Raw genomic sequence first — 19,660 nt, 5'->3', positions numbered from 1 at the left:
GGGCGTTCGACGTGGTCGTCTCGACCTTCGGCGTGATGTTCACCCCGAACCAGGAGAAGGCGGCCGCAGAGCTTGCGCGGGTCTGCAGGTCGGGAGGCAGGATCGGCCTGGCAAACTGGACGCCCGGCAGTTTCATCGGCGAGCTGTTCAAACTCATCGGCCGTTACCTGCCGCCGCCGGCCGGGCTGAAATCGCCCGCGCTGTGGGGCACCGAGGAGCGTCTGCGCGAGCTGTTCAGCGGCGCCATTGCTTCGCTGCAATGCGAGCGCAGGCAGTTTGTGTTCCGCTATCGCAGCGCCCGGCACTGGCTCGAGACGTTCCGCACGTACTATGGGCCGATGCAAAAGGCTTTCGCTGCGCTCGAAGCGGCAAGGCAGGAAGAGCTGGCGCACGATCTGTTGGGGCTCGCCGCGCAGTTCAACCGCAGCGGAAGCGAGGCGCTGGTTGCGCCGAGCGATTACCTCGAAGCGGTGATCACGCGCAAGTAGCGTGCCGTGAACGGGCCGGGGCGGGCGTACGCGCTTTGACGTAAGATCGCACCGCGCCCCGCAATTCGCGGGAATGGCTGCGGAACTGTCCCGGCGGCCGATGGGGGATGGAATCATGAAAGTCGCGCGGAACGCTCTCGAGCTGGTGGGCGGAACGCCGCTCGTTCGCATCAACAGGCTGTCGAGCGGCTGCAAAGCCGAGATCGTCGCCAAACTCGAATACTTCGGGCCCGGTCTGAGCGTCAAGGACCGGATCGGCGTCGCGATGATTACCGCGGCCGAGGAGGCCGGCCTCATCGGGCCCGATACCGTCATCGTCGAGCCCACCAGTGGCAATACCGGTATCGCGCTTGCCTTCGTCTGCGCGGCGAAGGGATATCGACTGCTGCTGACCATGCCGGAGTCGATGAGCAGGGAGCGGCGCGCGGTGATCCGCGCGTTCGGTGCCGAGCTGATCCTCACCCCGGCGGCCGAAGGGGCTATCGGCGCGGTCAGGCGTGCCGAGGAGATCGTCGCCACCGACCCGAAGCGCTACTTCATGCCGCAGCAGTTCAAGAACCCGGCCAATCCCGCGATCCACCGCGCAACCACCGCCGAGGAGATCTGGCGCGACACCGAAGGCAGGGCCGACATCCTGATCTCGGGCGTGGGCACCGGCGGCACGATCAGCGGTGTGGGCCAAGTGATCAAGGCGCGCAAGCCGTCGTTTCGCTGTGTCGCGGTGGAGCCGGACGCCTCGCCGGTGCTCTCCGGCGGGCAGAAAGGCCCGCACATGATCCAGGGGTTGGGTGCGGGCTTCGTTCCCGACGTGCTCGACCGCGAAGTCTGCGACGAAATCATCCGGGTCAGGAACGAAGATGCGCTCGATGTGGCGCGGCGCATGGCCAGGGAGGAGGGGCTGATGGTCGGCATCTCGGCCGGAGCGGCCATGTGGGCCGCGCTGCAAGTCGGCATGCGGCCCGACTCGACGGGAAAGATGATCGTCGCGATCGTTCCTTCCTATGGCGAGCGCTATCTCACCACGCCGTTGTTCGCCGGCTTGATGGATTGAAGATGATTCGGTGCAGCGAGAGGCTTGCGGGAAAGACTCATGATGGCCGCGTTGGGCCGGGCTTTCCTGATCGATCGGAACAGCAACATCCGCGAGACCCACAACCTGGCCTCCTTCAACGAAATACAGGCGGTCCTCGACATACAGACCTTTGCTGCGCGAGCGCTAGATAGGGATGGGGTGGCGCCGCGGCGGAGCCGCCTTTCTTTATCCGAGTTCGTCGATGGACTTGGGCCAGCTCTTCTTGAGCAGGCGGGAGAGCGACCGGTCGGCCAGCAGCTTGCCGCCGGTCTGGCAGCGGGCGCAGTAGTTGGTTTCGTTCTCCGCGTAGACGATCCGTTGCACCGGCGAGCCGCACACCGGGCAGGGCTTGCCGTAGCGGCCGTGAACGGCAAAGCCTTCGCGGAAGGCGGTGATCTTTTCGGGAAACTCCTCGCCGCTTTCTTTGCGCAGCCGCTGCGTCCACTGGGTGAGCACCTGCCGGGTCGCCTCGAACAGCCGGTTCTTCTCTTCTTCGCCAAGCGAGCGGGTCATCGCGATCGGAGAGAGCCGTGCGCGGTGCAGGATCTCGTCGGAGTAGGCGTTGCCGATGCCGCTGAAGAGGCGCGGGTCGGTCAGCGCGCGTTTGAGCGTGTGATTCCCGGCGAGCAACCGCGCCACGAATTCTTCGCGCGTCGCGGTGAGCGGCTCGAGTCCACCGGGGTTCATGGCCGCAAGCGCCGCGGCGCCTTGCACGAGATGAATCGAGGCGCGGCGTTTCGTTCCGGCCTCGGTCAAGGTCAACCACCCGTCGGGGAACTCCAGAGCCGCCAGCGGCCGGCGACCGGGGTTCTTGCCTGCCGTGTTCCAGTGCAGCCTGCCGGCGATCATCAGATGGATCACCAGGTGCAGCTCGCCTTCGAGCGAGAGCACGATGCGCTTTCCCGATCGGTTCACTCCAGTCACCTTGCGGCCTGTCACGGCGCCGATGGGTGGAACCGCGGTGCGCAGCACGAAAGGCGAGTTGAGGGTCACGCCGCGAAGCGGATTGCCCAGCACGCGCTTTTCGATGTGCTCGCAGTAGACGGTGATGTCGGGAAGTTCTGGCATGGGTGGCTGAGACTCGCCCAGTGACGGGTGAGAGCGAAAAGCTGGTGCCGCGGCGAGTAGGAGCGTAGTGCAACGAGAGGCGGGGCGCAAACTCCGCGGCACGGGCGTTCGGCATGAAACGCGAGAGCACACGTGTAAGCGCGCGACACGCCCGTGACTCGCCCCGTCACCTGTCACCGGTCACCTGCTACTCCTCTCCGCCTTGCGATCAGGAGAACATTGGCGAAGGGCGTGCCCTGACTCATCGGCATCGTCTGCGCCTGCAGTCCCAGCGACTGCAGGAGGTCCTTCCACTCCCACAGGGGGCGAAGGTGGTAAGCGCCCCAGGCTTCGCCGCGCATCAGGGTTGCGAGTCGATCGGACAACACGGTGAGCCGGCTGCGCGCAAGGCGTTGCCGGTCCGCGACGCGGAGGAGCAAGGTGCCGTCGCGATGCAGCGCGCGCACGGCCCGCCCGAGGATTTCTTCCTGGGCAGCGGGAGGCAGATAGTGCAGGACATCGAACAGCGCAATCACGTCGCTATCCGGCAACTGCGCCGAGCGCAGATCGGCCTGCACGATGCTGGCCGCCGCGCCAAGCGCAACGCGCGCGCGCCGCACGGCGCGCGGTTGGCGGTCGATGCCGCGCAGGCGAAGGTCGCTCGGCACCTGCGGCCAGCCGTCGGGTCGATCGGATACGTGGAAGAACCGGCCGACCGTGTCGAGCAGCGCCAGCAGGATGCCCTGCCCGCAACCGAGGTCGAGTACGCGCGCTTCATCCGGAATCAGACCGTCCCGCAGCAACTGGAAGTACAGCGGATCGTGCCGCAGCTTGCCGCGCGCATAGTGGTAGGCATAGGAACCGGCCGGGAGATAGCGCATCGCCGTGGCCTCGATCAGCCGTCGCTCGACGGTCACGGGCACGCTACCGGCAAGGACAGGCACCTCCATCCGCGCCGTGCGATGTGTTCGAGCAGCGCGGGCAGCACCTCGAGCGCGACCGCCCGTCCGTTGGAGGCGATGCGACCGCCGCCGTCGTGCAGCAGCAGGATGTCGCCCGCGACAAGCCTTCTCGTGAGCCGGCCGAGCACGCGGGCAGGGTCGCTCGTCACGGTGTCGAATCCGCGCCGCGTCCATGCCACCTGGCGCAGCCCCAGGCGGTTGATCACCGGATCGAGCAGCGGACTGCGCAGGCCGGCCGGGGCGCGGAAGAATCTCGGCGCCCGGCCGGCGAGCGTGCCGAGAATGTCCTGCGCCGCCTCGATCTCCACGCGCAGTCGGCGCAGCCCGTGCAGCGAAAACCAGGGCGAATGATGCTGGGTGTGATTCTCGACGCTGTGGCCGCGCCGCGCGATCTCGCGGACGAGATCGCGATGCCTGGCGGCGCGAACACCGATGCAGAAGAAGCTCGCCCTGGCGCCGTAGCGATCGAGCGTGTCGAGCAGCGCCGGAGTGACTACCGGATCGGGCCCGTCGTCGATGGTGAGCGCGATTGCTCCGCGCCGTGCCGCCTCCAGCGGCAGGCGCAGCATGTTCGGTCCGAGCAGCGCGCTTGTCGGCCAAAGTCCCAGCGCGGTCAGAAAGGCATGATTGGCCGCGACCGCTCCAAGCGCCCACGGCCACGCCGGCGGGTGCACCGCCAACGCGAGACCCGCAACCGCATGCAGGGCGAACGACGCGCGGATCGTCGGCGACGGTTTCCAGGGTTGAACTTCGAATCTCTCAGTCAATGGAAGAAAATCAATTTCTCGACTCGGGCGACCCGAGCGAACCCAACTTGCGGGAGATCATCACTAAGGCACAAAGAGCACGAAAGCAGGAAACGGCGATCGAGCTTCGTGTCGGCTTCAAGCGGGACAGAAGCGATTTACCGTTTCCCGGTATAACGAACAAATCAAACATACAAGGACACAAGACATCCCGCATAGCAGAAATTCTTTGTGCCGCTTTGTTTCGTGTCTTTGTGGTTCGCTGTTCAAGTTCTTCGATATTACCGGGCGGCGGCCAGAGGAGGCAGGGCGAGGGAACGGGTGTCGGCGATTTCAAGCAGCGAGCGCTCGATGATGTCCAGCCCTTCGTCGAGCACGGCGTCGCTCACGGTCACCGGCACCATGATGCGGATGGCATTGCCGAACACGCCACAGGTGAGCAGGATGAGCCCATGGGCGAGCGCCCGCGCGGTGAGCGCCTTGGCGGCATCAGCATCGGGTTCGTTGCCGCCGCGCGTCTTGATCAGCTCGAAGGCGGCCATCGCGCCGAGGTGACGAACGTCGCCGATCGGTGCGCTGTCCGGCCGCGCTTTCATCGCCTTGAGCCGTGTGTCGATGCGTGCGCCGATCGCCAGGCTGCGCTCGTTGAGCTTTTCCTCCAGGATGACTTCGATGACCGCGAGCGCGGCCGCGCAGCCGACGGGATGGCCGGCGTAGGTTCCGCCGAGACCACCCGGACCTGGAGCATCCATGATGCCGGCGCGCCCCACGACGCCGGATAGCACGAAGCCGCCGGCTAGGCTTTTCGCGATGGTGATCAGATCCGGTTCCACGCCCGCGTGCTCGATGGCGAAGAACTTGCCGGTACGCGCGAACCCGCTTTGCACCTCGTCGGCGACGAAGACAATGCCGTGCTGGTCACAGAGCGTGCGCAGCCGCTTCAGGAAGTCGAACGGCGCGATGTAGTAGCCGCCTTCGCCCTGCACCGGCTCCACGACGATCGCCGCCACGCGCGAGGGCTCGATGTCGGTCTTGAACAGCCGCTCGATTCCGCCGATCGCGTCGTCCACGGTCACGCCGTGATACGGGATCGGAAAGGGGGCATGGTAGATCTCGCCGCCGAACGGGCCGAAGCCGGACTTGTAGGGCACGGTCTTGCCGGTCATCCCGGTGGCGAACAGCGTCCGACCGTGGAAGGCGCCGGAGAAGGCGATCACTGCAGGCCGCCCCGTGGCGGCGCGCGCGATCTTGATCGCGTTCTCGACCGCTTCCGCGCCGGTGGAGAACAGGATCGATTTCACCGGTCCGCGGATCGGCGCGAGTGCGTTCAGCTTCTCCGCCAGCAGGACATACGACTCGTAAGGCACCACCTGGAAGGCGGTGTGCGTGAAGCGCTTGAGCTGCGCGTCGACCGCGGCCATGACTTTGGGATGGCGATGGCCGGTGTTGACCACCGCGATGCCGCCGGCGAAGTCGAGGTAGCGCCGGCCCTCCACGTCCCACAGCTCGGCGTTTTCCGCGCGCTCGACGTAGATCGGGTGCGCGCTGGCCACGCCGCGTGCCACCGCCGCCTGGCGGCGCTCGACCCAGTGTTCGTTGGTTCGTGTCATGCCGTTCTCCGCGAATGGAACACGCCCGGCGATGCGGGCGCGTCGTGTCGATGACGCACGGCAAGCCTCCGAACACGCGCGTGGCGGAAGCGTCGCGGGGTGGGCCGCGCTCATGCCGGGAACATACACCCCCGGGCGCACGGCGCAAAGGGGTGTCTTCCCGCCGCGCGCGGTTTGTGTGACGCTTACGCATTTTCGACAAAGGGGTTGCCTGCGCTTGCCGACCGACCAGCCGTCCCGCGTGCCCGAGGGCGTCCTGCCTCCCCACCCCGGCCTCGCGCTCAAGGACACACCGAGGGGCCAGGCGCTCTACACCCGGACCGGGCACCGCAGAGGCGAGACGCTGCTGGAACATTTCGGACCGCACGCCACGTTCGAAGTCGGGGCCAGGGTGGCGCCAGATCATGTCATGGAGGTCGGCGAGAACGAAGTGTTCCTCCCCTCCGGGGCGTTGGACGACTTCGTGAATCACAGTTGCGACCCGAACTGCCGGCTGGACTTCCGGGGCGGGGGGAGGGTGTTTCTGGTCGCGCTGCGCGATATCCCGCCCGGGGAAGAACTCACCTTCGACTATGCCACCACCACCACCCGCGCCGGCATCGAGGCCTTCCCCGGCTGGCGCTTCCACTGCCTGTGCGGCGCGACCAACTGCCGGGGCGAAGTGGGCAGCGTGGAGGATCTGCCGCCCGAGCGGCTGGCCTATTACCAGGCGATCGGCGCCCTCGCGCCGCACGTGCTGCGCAGGCTGAAGCTGGCATTCCCGCGCACCGCCTGACCTAGCGGGCGGCCGCCGGTAACTCCAATCTCACCGCCGCCCCACCCAACTCACTGCGCTCGATGCGGATGGCGCCGGCATAAGCCTCGACGATGTCGCGCGTGAGAGCGAGCCCGATGCCGTGACCCGGCACCGACTGGTCGGCGCGGGCGCCGCGCTGTAGCACGCGCTCGGCATCGGCCGGCGCGATGCCGGCGCCGTCGTCTTCCACCGTCAGCGTCAATGTGCCGGAATGCGCCGATGCGCCGATCCGGATCCGGCTACGGCACCACTTGAAGGCGTTGTCCAGCAGGTTGCCCAGCATCTCGGTGAGGTCGCCCTCGTCCACCCGGACGCGCAGTGCCGGGTCCACCGCCAGATCGACCCGAGCAGCCTTGTCCGCGTGCACTTTCTGCATCGCGCGCACCACCCGTTCGATCGCGGGGTGCAGTGCGAGCGAGGTGCCGGTACCGATGCGACCGGCGGTTTCCGCACGCTGAAGGTGATAGGCCACAATCTGGTCCATGCGCTGAACCTGTTCGTCGAGCGCGCGCGCGAGCGCGGCGTCGGGGCGAGCCTCGCGCAGAGCGGCGCGCATCAGCGCGAGCGGCGTCTTCATGCTGTGGGCGAGATCGGCGAGCGCGTCGCGATAGCGCTTGCGCTGCGCGCGCTCGTGCGCGAGCAGGGCGTTCAGGTTGTCGGTGAGCCGCCTGAGTTCATCGGGATAGTCGCCAGCCAGTTGCTGCTGGGCACCTTCTTCCACCCGCGTGAGATCGTCGGCCACGCGGCGCAGCGGCGACAACCCCCAGCGCAGGATCGCCCACTGTGCGGCAAGCAGCAGCACCGCCATCGCGCCCAGCCAGCCCCAGAGGCTGCGCCGATAGAGATTGAGCTGCTGTTCGAACGGGCGCAGATCTTCCGCGACCGCGAAAGTGAAGGGATATCTCCGGCCGCCGACGTTCCAGCTCACCCCGTAGGACTGCGCGAAGTACGCCTGGCCGTCTTCGGCCGTTTTCGCTTCGGCGAAGCGCTGGACCGCGGCGGGCAGCGGCGCGATCTTGGGCAACGACACCGACAGCGCGGAGCGGGAGCGCCAGACGGTCCGTCCGCTGCCGTCCACGATCCAGGCGTAGAGGCCGGACTGCGGCTGGTCCAGCCGCGGCTCGGCCGGGCCGTTACCCATCGACAACTCTCCCCGCGCGTCCACTTCCGCCACCGCCATCAACAGGTATACCTGAGCTAGCAGTCGTTCCTGGCGGGCGCCGCGGGCGCTGTCGCGGAAGGCGCGCTCCAGCGCGAATGCGGAGGCCGCGACGAATACCGCGAGCACGACTCCAGCCCCGACGGCGATGCGTGCGTTCAGCGAGCGCATTTCACGTTCGAACGCAGACTCTCAATGCAGACAAGGCCCAAACCGAGGCTGACCAAGAAGGGAATCGAATGGATCCATCTTGCCCTTTTTGGCGTCCTTGGTGGTTAAACCGAGGTTCTCCCGCGGCGTCAACGTGTTCCGCAGTGAGCGCCCGGATCTTCTACTCGTCGCCAAGGGCGAAGCGATAGCCGCGTCCGCGCAGGGTTTCCAGCGGCTGCAGCCGGCTGTCGGGATCGAGCTTGCGCCGCAGGCGGCCGATCAGGACCTCGATCACATTGCTGTCGCGCTCTTCGTCGTGCGGATAGAGATGCGCGGCCAGTTCTTCCTTGGAAAGCACCCGCGGCCGCGCGCGAGCCAGATGCTCGAGCAGGCGATATTCGAACGAAGTGAGTTCGATTTCCCGGCCGTCGACCAGGACCTTTTGCGCGCCGAAGTCGATTTCGAGCCGCCCGCAGCGCAGCCGGTCGCGCGTCGCACCCGCCGCCCGCCGCAGCAGCGCCTTGAGCCGCGCCTGCAGCTCCTCGGGCTGGAACGGTTTGGTGAGGTAGTCGTCGGCCCCGGTCTCCAGCCCCGTGACCTTGTCCTGCCAGCGCGCGCGGGCGGTGAGCACCAGGATGGGCAGGCGACTGCCGTGCTTGCGCAGCTGGCCGATCACTTCCAGTCCGGATATCCCGGGCAGACCCAGATCGATGATCGCGGCGTCGTAGGGGTACTCGGTGGCGAAATAGAGCGCTTCTTTGCCCTCGCCGGTAGCATCCACCGTGTAGCCCTGCGACTCCAGCTCGGCGCGAAGCTGTTTCTGCAGAACCGGCTCGTCCTCGACAACCAGTATGCGCATGGTCGGCCGTTGAAGAAGCTCCAAAGAAAAAGAATCAGACCCGAAGAGCGGAACACGAAGGCACGAAGAAAAGACGAAAGCAAGGACAAGCGCGACCCAAGCAATGCATAGGAGCGCAACGAAGGCAGACAAAGACTCCCGAGATTCTCGACGCGACCCTCAGCTTGCTTGGTGTCCCTGGTAATTCGATGGTGTGTTTTCTCTTCGTGACTTCGTGTTTCGCTTTTCAGGAAGCGCTAGCGCAGGGCGCCGCTGTAGGCATCGACCCGGACCGTGCGCACCTCGCCGTCGCGCGTGAGGACCTTGATGCGGTATTCGTCGCCCCGGTCCCGGACGTCCAGCACCCGGCCGCCGGTGGCGCTACGGACCGAGTCGATCGCCTGTTCGATCGATATCCTGCGGCGCTCGCCCTCGTCGCGGCGCTGAGTGGAGGCGTCGGGCCACAACTGGTCGCGAGGCGCGCGATTGCGCTGGGCTTCGGCCGGCGCCGCGAGCGTCAGGACACCGAGCGCCAGCGCCAGGAGCAGATGCTTCGACATGGCGGATTTCATGGCTTGCCGATTCGAGGCCGATGATCTCCGATGCCAAGGTCGCATGCAACCCGGCGCGGCGCCGCGTCCCGCCATCATTCATCCCAGTTGTCATCGCGGCCGCTACCCCCCAGCGGCGCCACGCTCACGCGCACCGGCAGCCGGGGACCCGGATCGTAGGAGAGGAAGGTTTCGTACTCGTGACCCTGGTAAACGTAGGCCACGCGATAACCCGCCAGGCGCTTTTCCCAGTGATCGACCATGCGGCAGCGACGCACCTCGCGCTCGTAGTACTCGTCGGCGGGCCGCTGCGAGAGCCGGTCGCCGACGATGGCGCCGATCGCGGCCCCCGCGGCCGAAGAGGCCACGCGCCCGTTGCCCTTGCCGACCTGCGCACCGAGGATGCCGCCGGCGATGCCGCCGATCAGGGGGCCGGCCATGGACCCGCGTTGCGGAACACGCTCCGGCACATATTCCGAAACGCACTCCTTGCGCGGATAGTTCACCTTTTCGTACTCGGGCGTGACTTCGGTCACCTTGGCGTAGTCTTCGAACGAGTTGCCCGCCAGCAGCGCGGGAGCGTTGAAGGCGAGCGCGAATCCCGCGACGAGCGCCGACAGTTTCATGTTGGTCTTCATGTTCATTCCTCCTGTTCTCGATCGCATCAATGGAACGTGCCGCGAAAGATGATGGTCACGCCGTCGCTGTCGTACCCGTAAGGCCGCCAGTAGCCGTAGTGGTGATGATGGAAGTGATGATGGTGATGGCGATAATGGTGGTGCCAGTACGGCTTCCAGTGACCACGCCCGCGGTAGTAACCGTGGCCCCGAGGATTCCGGTAGTCACGCTCCCAGTCGTGCCGGCCGTGATCGGACCAGCTGCGCTCGTGCCGCGGCCGCTCATCCCATCGTTCGACGCTTCGCGACTTCCAGTCTCCGGCCAGCGCCAGGGTGCTGCCGGTCAGCAGGATTGCGCCGAGCGCCGATGCGACCAGTTTCTTCGTCTTCATTGCAAACCTCCTTTCGCACAAAGCCAGGTTCCGTCCTGGTCGAGCGCAGATTACGGAGGACACGCTGAACGGACGCTGAACGGCGACAGCGTCCATAAAACTTATACGTCACAAAGACTTACGGAACTCACGAAGCGGGCAAAGCGGCCCGGGGAGAGGGCAGGTCCCCCGTGGCGAGAGCCTGCCGCCTACCGCTGCTTCGCCCAGGAGTCGCGTAGCGTCACTGTGCGGTTGAACACCGGCGAGCCGGGCGTGGAGTCGATGCGGTCGGCGACGAAGTAGCCGTGCCGTTCGAACTGGAAGCGCTCCTCCGGCTTCGCGTCCCTGAGCGACGGTTCCCCGTACGCAACGATGGTCTTCTTCGAGTCGGGATTGAGGTCTTCCAGGAAGTCGCGCTGCGCGCCGGGCTGAGGAACGCGAAACAGCCGGTCGAAGATCCTCACTTCCGTGCGGACGGCGTGCCGCGCCGAGAGCCAGTGGATGTTGCCTTTCACCCTGTATTTTTCGGCGCCCGGGGTGCCGGACTTCGAATCCGGATAAAACTCGCAGTGCACCGCGATGATCCGGCCCGCAGCGTCCTTGTCGCAACCGGTGCACCGGACGACGTATCCGTAGCGCAGCCGCACTTCGTTGCCGGGGAAGAGCCGAAAGTAGCCTTTCGGCGGATTCTCCATGAAGTCCTCGCGCTCGATCCACAGCTCGCGCGAAAACGGCAGCGGGCGGTGGCCCCATTCAGGTTTCTGCGGATGGTTCGGGGCTTCGCTCAGCTCTTCCTTGCCGGCGGGATAGTTGTCGATGATCAGCCGCAGGGGATCGAGCACGGCCACGCGCCGCGGGGCCGATTCGTTGAGCACTTCGCGCATGCAATCTTCCAGCACGGTGTAATCGATCCAGGAATCGGCCTTGGCCACACCGATTCGCTCGGCGAAGAGCTGGAAGCCCTCCGGCGTGTAGCCGCGCCGCCGGGCTCCGACCAGCGTGGGCATGCGCGGGTCGTCCCATCCGTCCACGTGTCTCTCTTCCACGAGCTGGATCAGCTTGCGCTTGGAGAGCACGACATAGGTGAGGTTGAGCCGGGCGAACTCGATCTGTTGCGGGAGCGGGTCCTTGAGGATGCCGAAGTCGCGCAGCCGCTCGTTGATCCAGTTGTACAACGGCCGATGGTCTTCGAACTCCAGGGTGCAGATCGAGTGGGTGATGTTCTCCAGCGCGTCCGAGATCCCGTGTGTGTAGTCGTAGCTCGGATAGATGCACCACTTGTCGCCGGTGCGATGGTGACGCGCATGTCGGATGCGGTAGGCCACCGGGTCACGCAGGTTGATGTTGGGGCTCGCCATGTCGATCTTCAGGCGCAGCACATGCGCGCCGTCGGGGTGCTTGCCCGCGCGCATCTCGCGCAGCAACGCCAGGTTCTCTTCGACCGAACGATTGCGGTACGGGGAGTTGCGGCCGGGCTCGATGAGCGTCCCGCGGTACTGGCGCATCTGCTCGGCGGAGAGCGAGTCGACATAGGCCAGCCCGTGGCGCACGAATGCTTCGGCGAACTCGTACAGCAGGTCGAAGTAGTCCGACGCGTAGTACAGGTGCGGCCCCCAATCGAAGCCCAGCCATCGCACCGAGTCGAGGATCGACTCCACGTACTCGGTTTCCTCGGTGACCGGGTTGGTGTCGTCGAAACGCATGTGGCACTGGCCACCGTAGTCACGGGCCAGACCGAAGTTCAGGCAGATCGACTTGGCGTGACCGATGTGCAGGTAGCCGTTGGGCTCGGGCGGGAAGCGGGTGCGGATCCGGGCCGGATCCTTCGGCGCGCCTTCGTGCACCCTGGCCGGTCCGGGGCGTCCACACCAGGTCCGCGAGGCGTACTTGCCCGCAGCGAGATCGGCTTCGATGATCACGCGGATGAAATTGCTGGACGAGGCGGCGGTGGGGTGAGCTGGCTTGTTCACTCTGATCGGCTGTGCATGCATCGGAACGGCGGTCGCGCCCGCCGCCCCGCAGTTTACTCCGGACGCACGGCGGGCAGCGAAAGCTGACGCTGCGCACCTTCGAGAAAAAAGTAGAAGGTATTACCGCCCGCCTGTTTGGCTCGGTACATCGCCACGTCTGCGCATCTGAGCAGGCTTTCCATGGTGGAGCCATCCTGAGGATAGAGCGCGATGCCGATGCTGGTGCTGGTGCGCAGCCGGTGCTGGTCGAGTGCGATCGGCCTGGCCAGTGCGCGCGCGATCTTGTCGGCCACGAGCGCCGCCTCGGCCGCGTCGCGCAGGCTTCCCAGCAGGATCACGAACTCGTCGCCGCCGAAGCGGGCGATGGTGTCGGAGGCGCGCACGCAGCCGCGGATCAGTTCCGTGACCTTGACCAGCAGTCCGTCTCCCACCTGGTGGCCGAGGGTGTCGTTGACGCGCTTGAAGTCGTCCAGATCGACCATCAGAAGGGCGAGCGTGCCGCTGACGCGGTCGGTCTGCGACGCGGTGACCTCGAAGCGGTCCTTCAGCAACAGGCGGTTGGGCAGCCCGGTCAGGGCGTCGTGGTGCGCCATCTCGAACAGTGCTTCCTCGGCACGCCGCCGTTCGGCGATTTCCTGTTCCAGGATCTTGTTGACCTCGTTCAGTTCGCGCAGCCGCTCCTGCACGATCGATTCGAGTTCGCGCTCGGAGCGCCGCGCCGCGTCGAGCAGTGCAGCCTGCGCTTGCTCCTTCTCCCGCTTCATCGTGTTGATGCGATCGGCCAGCGCGATCGAAAGCAATACCATCTCCACGCCGGTGCCGATCTGCAGGCCATAGATCGTGAAGAAGTTGGCCGGCGCGAGCTCGAGAAAGCGCAACGAATACGCCGCGAGCCCCACGATCAGGGTCGCCCAGGCGAGCAGGAACCATCTCGCCGGCTTGTATCCGGCGTACCAGGCGAGCAGCCCGCTCGCCAGCACCGCCAAGGCGCCGGGCAGGCCGATCGCGACGAACAGCCGCGCGCTGGCCCAGAAGGACAGGGGCCAGATCGACAACAGCGCCAACAGGCCGGCAGCGCCGGCCAGCGCGAACAGCGAGCGATCCAACAAACGGTGGCTGGTTGCCAGCGCGAGGAAACTGCGCGTGAACAGCAACGCAAACGCGAGCGCGGTGAAGCCCAGCACGACGTGCGCCCGCTGATTCCACCCGACCGCTTCGGGCCACAGATACTGATACGCCAGCCCGTCGTAGCCGAGGTAAGCCAGCCCTGCCGTCACCACGTAGGAGACGTAGTACAGATAGCTCACGTCCCGGATCGACAGAAACAGCAGCAAGTTGTACAGCGCAAGCGCCGCGAGGGTGCCGAAAAACAGACCGTGGATAATGTGCGCCCGGCTGCGGCTTTGCTCCAGCGCGTCCGCGGAGAGCACTCTGAGGGGGACGGTGACTGCACCTACCGTGCGCACCTTGAGGTAGAACTCGCGCAACTGTCCGGCCGGCAGCTCGAGCGGGAAAAGGAACTGCGGCTCGCGCACGCTGCGCGCGTGAAACGGAAGCAGGTCGCCCGAGACGGCGCGCTCGAACTCGGCGGCTGGCAAGCTTGCCGCACGCCAGTACAGCTCCAGATGATCGAGGGGCGGATAGCCGACCTCCAGATACCAGGCCGTCGGGTCGTCGGCGCCGCGGGTGAGCTCGATGCGAAACCAGTAGGTCGAATCGGTAAAGCCGAAATTTGGCGCGCTGCCGGCGGCAGGCTTGAACTGCGCGTGGCGGGCAGCGACTTCGGCTACGGACAGCGCTCCCGAGGGATCCTCGAGATAGGCGACTTGCGGCAGGTGAACTCCGGCCGCAGGGTCCAGCGCGAGCCCGGCCCCAACCGGGCCCGCCCACGCGAACCACAAGGCGACGGTTGCCAGCACGCTTCGACGCAGTGCCATCGTTTGCGAACGGTGTTGGTGTGACGCGGACGTGTGCGGCCGCGCGCCATCCCCCTGGCATCCCCTAGCGCGGCGTGGCGTTCATTTTAGTGCTTGCCGGCCTTGCCGGCGAGAATCCGGAGTCCAGGCTCCCGCCCGGCGGCAGGGCGAGGAAGGAAAACAGCACTGCATGAAAACGATCCGGGGTCTCGAGGTGCGGAATATGGCCGGTCTCATTGAGCGTTACCGCGGTGCAGTCCGCTATCACCTCGCACGCTTCATGTGCCAGCTCGGGGAGTCTGCCCAATGTTTCCCGGATTTCCGGTGTGACGAGATTGCGGCCGATGGCGGAACGGTCCCGCTCGCCGACCACGATGAGCGTGCGCGCCCGCAGCCGCGCCAGCTCGTACACCACCGGTTGCTCGTAGGCCATGGCATAGCTGTGGGCAGACACGCGGTGCAGCCGTTCGGCTTCCGGTCCCAGCGTCCAGCGCCAGGCGACGTCCGGGTAAACCTGGAAACGTTCCTGCCAGTGCACGAAGTACCCGCGGAAAAAGCGCTCGATGCTTTCCCTGGTCTGAGCGCGGGATGCGGCGATCAGCTCCTCGCGCGTGGAATACGGCACCTTGAGCCGGTAGTCTTCGAGTCCGATCGGCCCCTCCAGCACCAGCCGATCGGCCGCCTCCGGATACATCAGCGCGAAGCGCACGGCCAGCATGCAACCCATGGAATGGGCGATCAGATCGGCGCGCCCGACGCCGAGGCTGTCCAGCAGCGCCCTGGTATTGCGCGCCAGCCCGTGGAATGACAAGGCGACATCCGGCTTGGAGGACTTGCCGAATCCGATCTGGTCGGGCACGACGACGCGCCAGCCGGCGGCGGCGAGAAAGGCGATCGTGTCCTTCCAGTACTCGCCGAAGAAATGGCGCCCGTGCAACAGGAGCGCCGTGCGGCCGTTCGCAGTGCCGGTCGGCGCGACGTCCATGTAAGCCATGCGCACCGGCTCGCCGTTCATGAGCAGCGGCAGGTAGCGCACGTCGTGGGGGTAGGGAAACCCTTCCAGGCCAATGCCCAGGGGTTCATCCGCGCGCGCCGGCAGTGCGCAGGCCGCCAGCAGAAACAGGACGATCGCCTTAGCGCGATACATGTTCACCATGTCGATACCCAGGTTCAACAGGGAAGGAGTGCCGGTTAACCCCACCGCGGCCTTCCGTTCGTTCAAACGATCAACGCGCGTTATCCCGAAAGGAGAACTCAAAATGGGCCACCGCCTGCCTGCAACGCTCGCCGCTCTCGCTTCGCTCGGATCGCTCCCGGTGTTCGCCGAGGACGCAATCACCATCTACAGCACGGCCGTGACGCAGGTCGGTCGCCACGGCGGCCGGAACGCAGCGCCGGGGTATGCCGTGGTTCGCCACGACCGCCCGGTCGAGCTGAAGGCCGGGCGCAACGAATTGAAGTTTACCGACGTTGCGGCCCAGATTGATCCGACCACGGTCTGGTTCAGTTCCCTGACCGATCCCGAAGGCACGCGGGTCATCGAGCAGAGTTTCCAGTTCGACCTGGTCAGCACGGAAAAACTTCTCGAGCGCTTCCTGGATCGCGAAATCGCGGTCGAACGCCTGGTTGGCGACCGCATCGAGACGATCGAGGGCACGCTGCTCTCGGCGCGCGGAGGGATCACGCTGCGCGAAGCCGACGGGGCCGTGCGCACCGTGCCGTACAACGCTGGCGTCAAGCTTCCCAATCTGCCCGGCGGGCTGATCACCCGCCCCACGCTGGTGTGGGACGTGGCGACCAGACAGCCCGGTGCGCACCGCGCCCGCGTGACCTACCAGACCGCCGGCCTGGGCTGGTGGACCGACTATAACCTGACACTGTCGGAGGCAGGCGGATGCCGGCTCGACGTCGGCGCGTGGGTCAGCATCCTCAATCAATCGGGCGCGACCTATACGGACGCGAAAGTCAAGCTGGTCGCGGGCGACGTGCATCGCGCCGAGTTCAAACAGCAGGTGCCGATGGCCGCCATGGCCCAAGCCACGCGCGAAGCCGACGACGAGATGCGCGGCTTCGAGGAGAAGCAGTTCTTCGAATATCACCTCTATACGCTCGGACGCAGCACCACGCTTCCCGACAACTCGACAAAGCAGATCGAGCTGTTTCCCGCGGCAAAGAATGTCGTCTGCGACAAGACCCTGGTCTATTACGGCCAGGCCGGGCTTCACTACGGACATGGATCTGTGCTCACCGACCGCAACCTCGGTTTCACTGCCAACACCAAGGTCGACGTTTATCTGCGCTTCAAGAACAGCGAGGCGAACGGCATGGGCGTGCCCTTGCCCGCCGGTCGCGTACGCGTGGCAAAAGCCGACGACGCCGACGGTTCGCTCGAATTCATCGGCGAGGACCGCATCGACCACACGCCGAAGAACGAGACTATCCAGCTGATGCTCGGCAATGCGTTCGACGTGGTCGGCAGCCGGCGCCAGATGGATTTCAGGGTCGACTCGAATCGCAACACGATGACCGAGGAGATCGAAGTCAAGCTGCGCAACAGCAAGGATCAGCCGGTGCGGGTGATCGTGAAAGAGAACCTGTATCGCTGGACCAACTGGAAGATCACTCAGGCCAACCATTCGTGGGAAAGGCAGGACTCGCGAACCATCCACTTCCCGGTCGAGGTTCCGTCCAACGGCGAAACCACCGTGCGCTACACCGTCCGCTACACCTGGTAACCGTGCAACAAAGAAACTCCCATCGCGGAGGACGCCGAGGACGCCGAGGGCGCGGAGAAAACCCGCAAAGCTCATCACAAAGTCACAAAGAAGCAGGAAGGAAGAGAAAGCCAACTCATGCCTGATTCTCTTGGAGCCCTCGGTGGTTATTCGGCATTTGCTCTTGCTGCGCGTACTGCGCGGCGGGAGTTTGTGTTTTGACTGCAGGTCGGTAACATGCGGGGCGGCGTGCATGGCCCCTCCCCGCGATGAGCGAATCCAGGTCCGGCGTCAGCGAGGTATTCGGAGCATTCCTGAAGCTCGGCCTCACCTCGTTCGGCGGGCCGGTGGCGCACATCGCCTTCTTTCGCGATGAGTTCGTCGATCGCCGCCGCTGGATATCGCCCCAGGCGTACGCCGACCTGGTTGCGCTGTGCCAGTTTCTGCCGGGCCCTGCGAGCAGTCAGGTGGGCATCGCGCTCGGACTGATGCGGGCCGGATTTCCGGGGGGCTTCGCCGCCTGGCTCGGATTCACCGCTCCGTCGGCGGTGGCGCTCGCGGCCTTTGCTCTCCTGCTGCAAGGATCGAATGTCTCTCCCGATGCCGCCTGGCTGCACGGGCTGAAGATCGCAGCCGTGGCGGTGGTGGCCCAGGCGGTGTGGTCGATGGGCCGAGCGCTGTGCCCGGACGCACCACGTGCGACCATCGCGGTGCTCGCGGCGATGTGCATGCTGCTCGCGTCGAGCGGATGGTCCCAGGTCCTCGTCATCGCGCTTGGCGCGGTCGCCGGACTTGCAGGACTCTCCGGCGCGCCCGTCGCAAAGGCCGAGGGGGTACTGTCCGGCGTGTCGAAGCGGGGCGCACTGAGTGCGCTGGCGTTGTTCTTGGCGCTGCTGGTGATCCTGCCGCTCGGAGTCGGGGCGGGCGCGGGCCGGGCGATCGCGGTGTTCGACGCGTTCTACCGTGCCGGTGCGCTCGTGTTCGGCGGCGGCCACGTAGTCCTTCCCCTGCTGCAGGCCGAAGTCGTGCCGCCCGGATGGGTGGGCAAGGACACGTTTCTCGCGGGTTATGGCGCCGCCCAGGCGGTTCCCGGCCCACTGTTCACGTTCGCCGCGTATCTGGGCGCCGCGATGGGCGGCGTCGCTGGCGCGATCTTCTGCACGGCTGCGATCTTCCTGCCCGCTTGCCTGCTGGTGATCGCGGCGCTGCCCTTCTGGCAGCGGCTGCGCGCGGATGGCCGCGCGCAGTCGGCGCTGGCCGGCGTGAATGCAGCCGTGGTCGGGCTGCTGCTCGCGGCGTTCTACGATCCGGTCGTCACGAGCGCGATCCGTTCGCCGACCGATGTGGCGATCGCACTTGGCGCCTTTGCGCTGCTCGCCTTGTGGAAAGTGAGTCCGGCGATCGTCGTGGTGCTGAGTGCTCTCGCCGCTGCAGCCCTTTCGGCGTTGGCATGAACGACACAGACACAGAGAAAAACTGGAGGTCGAACACGAAGACACTCATGCGTCACCAATCGTTGCCTGTCGGTAATCCCTCGGGCTCGGATCTTCCTCCAGATTGCTCTCCGCTTCAGTGTCTCCGTGGTTGATTCGATCGGCCCTACTCGGCGCGCGCGCCGGACGACTTGGCTACCGGCGCCCACTTCGCGATCTGGGCGCGGATGAAATCGGCGAATCCGGCAGGCGAGCCACCCAGCGGTTCCACGCCCTGGCTGCGGAAACCTGCCTGGACGTCGGGCAGCTTCAGGATGCGGTTGATTTCCGCGTTGAGCCGATCGACCAGCGGCCGCGGTGTCCGGCCGGGTGCGACCACGCCGAACCAGACTGACACGTCGAATCCGGGCACGCCGGCCTCGGCTACGGTGGGCAGCTCGGCGGTGAAGGGGGAGCGCGTGGCGCTGGAAACCGCCAGCGCGCGCAGCTTGCCCGCTTTGACGTGGGGCCACACGTTCGGGGTGTTGTCGAACATGACGTCCACCTGGCCGCCGATCAGATCGATGACCGCGGGCGTGCTTCCCCGGTAGGAGACGTGCACCAGATTCGCGCCGGTGAGGGACTTGAACAACTCCATGGACAGATGGTTCGAGGCGCCGCTGCCCGCCGAGGCGTAGCTCAGGCCGCGGGGGCGCGATCTGGACAGCGCGATCAGCTCTTTTACCGACCTCACCGGCAGCGCCGGATTCACGACCAGGAGGTTGGGCGTGCTGGCGGCGAGCACGACCGGGGCGAAATCCGAGAGCGTGTCGTAGGGCAGCTTGCGGTACAGCGCGGGATTGACCGCGAAAGCGAATGAGACGATCAGCAGCGTATGTCCGTCGGGCGCCGCCTTGGCAACCAGATTGGTTCCGATCGTGGTGCCCCCGCCGGGACGGTTGTCGACGACGACGGTCCGGCCCCAGGATGCGTGCAGTTTTTCGGCGAGCGTTCGCGCCAGGGCGTCGTTGAATCCCCCCGGCGGATACGGCACCACGATCCTGATCGACTTGTTCGGAAACTGCGTTGCCGCAGCCCGCGCCTGACTTCCCGTCCACGCACACGTCAAGCACCAAAGCAGCGAACCGCCGAGGACAGCGAAGACTCCGAGAAGAACCGAGAAGTTCGCAGCGGGTTTGCGACCAGGCGCTCTGGCGAAGCTGCGCTCCTTCGTGCACACC

At 66.0% G+C, this 19,660-nt stretch carries 18 protein-coding genes; 5 read left to right on the top strand and 13 right to left on the bottom strand.

Annotated features, from left to right (window positions below; genetic code table 11):
• Both VNM24_00970 and cysK read left to right on the top strand, forming a co-directional pair.
• On the top strand, positions 1-488 hold a 488-nt coding region (locus tag VNM24_00970), incomplete at its 5' end, for a methyltransferase domain-containing protein (protein ID HWQ37170.1).
• Between the two features lie 115 nt (positions 489-603).
• Complete coding sequence (gene cysK / locus VNM24_00965) at positions 604-1,539, top strand: cysteine synthase A (GenBank protein ID HWQ37169.1); 936 nt, start codon at positions 604-606, stop codon at positions 1,537-1,539.
• Between the two features lie 207 nt (positions 1,540-1,746).
• On the opposite strand, the gene VNM24_00960 is transcribed toward cysK, so the two are convergent.
• From VNM24_00960 to gabT, 4 genes are all read right to left on the bottom strand, one after another.
• On the bottom strand, positions 1,747-2,628 hold the full coding sequence (locus tag VNM24_00960; GenBank protein HWQ37168.1) for a DNA-formamidopyrimidine glycosylase family protein: 882 nt from the start codon (positions 2,626-2,628) through the stop codon (positions 1,747-1,749).
• Between the two features lie 173 nt (positions 2,629-2,801).
• Entirely contained in the window at positions 2,802-3,524 is a 723-nt protein-coding gene (locus tag VNM24_00955) for a class I SAM-dependent methyltransferase (protein HWQ37167.1), read from the bottom strand.
• Positions 3,521-4,336: a polysaccharide deacetylase family protein gene (locus VNM24_00950; GenBank protein ID HWQ37166.1), complete on the bottom strand. Its 816-nt coding sequence runs from the start codon at positions 4,334-4,336 to the stop codon at positions 3,521-3,523. The genes VNM24_00955 and VNM24_00950 overlap by 4 nt, the downstream gene beginning before the upstream one ends.
• 260 nt (positions 4,337-4,596) lie before the next feature.
• Positions 4,597-5,925, bottom strand: coding sequence for a 4-aminobutyrate--2-oxoglutarate transaminase (gene gabT / locus VNM24_00945; protein HWQ37165.1), 1,329 nt, complete (start codon positions 5,923-5,925; stop codon positions 4,597-4,599).
• Between the two features lie 217 nt (positions 5,926-6,142).
• Between gabT and VNM24_00940 the strand changes: the two genes are divergently transcribed.
• On the top strand, positions 6,143-6,700 hold the full coding sequence (locus VNM24_00940; GenBank protein ID HWQ37164.1) for an SET domain-containing protein-lysine N-methyltransferase: 558 nt from the start codon (positions 6,143-6,145) through the stop codon (positions 6,698-6,700).
• Position 6,701: 1 nt separating this feature from the next.
• On the opposite strand, the gene VNM24_00935 is transcribed toward VNM24_00940, so the two are convergent.
• The 8 genes from VNM24_00935 to VNM24_00900 form a co-directional block, all read right to left on the bottom strand.
• Complete coding sequence (locus tag VNM24_00935) at positions 6,702-8,051, bottom strand: ATP-binding protein (GenBank protein ID HWQ37163.1); 1,350 nt, start codon at positions 8,049-8,051, stop codon at positions 6,702-6,704.
• Positions 8,052-8,211: 160 nt separating this feature from the next.
• A complete protein-coding gene (locus VNM24_00930) occupies positions 8,212-8,889 on the bottom strand; it encodes a response regulator transcription factor (protein ID HWQ37162.1) in 678 nt (225 codons plus the stop codon).
• A 236-nt stretch (positions 8,890-9,125) separates the two neighbouring features.
• On the bottom strand, positions 9,126-9,440 hold the full coding sequence (locus VNM24_00925) for a hypothetical protein (GenBank protein HWQ37161.1): 315 nt from the start codon (positions 9,438-9,440) through the stop codon (positions 9,126-9,128).
• A 74-nt stretch (positions 9,441-9,514) separates the two neighbouring features.
• A complete protein-coding gene (locus tag VNM24_00920; protein HWQ37160.1) occupies positions 9,515-10,057 on the bottom strand; it encodes a glycine zipper 2TM domain-containing protein in 543 nt (180 codons plus the stop codon).
• A 26-nt stretch (positions 10,058-10,083) separates the two neighbouring features.
• Positions 10,084-10,428, bottom strand: a complete 345-nt coding sequence (locus VNM24_00915; protein ID HWQ37159.1) for a hypothetical protein — start codon at positions 10,426-10,428, stop codon at positions 10,084-10,086.
• Positions 10,429-10,616: 188 nt separating this feature from the next.
• Complete coding sequence (locus tag VNM24_00910) at positions 10,617-12,377, bottom strand: glutamine--tRNA ligase/YqeY domain fusion protein (protein ID HWQ37158.1); 1,761 nt, start codon at positions 12,375-12,377, stop codon at positions 10,617-10,619.
• A 53-nt stretch (positions 12,378-12,430) separates the two neighbouring features.
• Positions 12,431-14,314, bottom strand: a complete 1,884-nt coding sequence (locus tag VNM24_00905) for a 7TM diverse intracellular signaling domain-containing protein (GenBank protein HWQ37157.1) — start codon at positions 14,312-14,314, stop codon at positions 12,431-12,433.
• Between the two features lie 64 nt (positions 14,315-14,378).
• A complete protein-coding gene (locus VNM24_00900) occupies positions 14,379-15,494 on the bottom strand; it encodes an alpha/beta hydrolase (protein HWQ37156.1) in 1,116 nt (371 codons plus the stop codon).
• Positions 15,495-15,552: 58 nt separating this feature from the next.
• Here VNM24_00900 and VNM24_00895 point away from each other — a divergent pair, with 58 nt between their 5' ends.
• On the top strand, positions 15,553-17,028 hold the full coding sequence (locus VNM24_00895; protein HWQ37155.1) for a hypothetical protein: 1,476 nt from the start codon (positions 15,553-15,555) through the stop codon (positions 17,026-17,028).
• Between the two features lie 248 nt (positions 17,029-17,276).
• Positions 17,277-18,461 carry a chromate efflux transporter gene (gene chrA, locus VNM24_00890; GenBank protein HWQ37154.1) on the top strand — a complete coding sequence of 395 codons (1,185 nt, stop codon included), beginning with the start codon at positions 17,277-17,279 and terminating at the stop codon, positions 18,459-18,461.
• Between the two features lie 145 nt (positions 18,462-18,606).
• Here chrA and VNM24_00885 read toward each other — a convergent pair whose 3' ends face one another.
• Positions 18,607-19,476: a tripartite tricarboxylate transporter substrate binding protein gene (locus tag VNM24_00885; protein HWQ37153.1), complete on the bottom strand. Its 870-nt coding sequence runs from the start codon at positions 19,474-19,476 to the stop codon at positions 18,607-18,609.
• Between the last annotated feature and the right edge of the window lie 184 nt (positions 19,477-19,660).

It is taken from the genome of Burkholderiales bacterium (genome assembly GCA_035560005.1).
Classification (GTDB): Bacteria; Pseudomonadota; Gammaproteobacteria; order Burkholderiales; family Eutrophovitaceae; genus DASRFY01.
The sequence above is the reverse complement of the archived record's forward strand: the minus strand, read 5'-3'. Positions and strand labels throughout refer to the sequence as shown.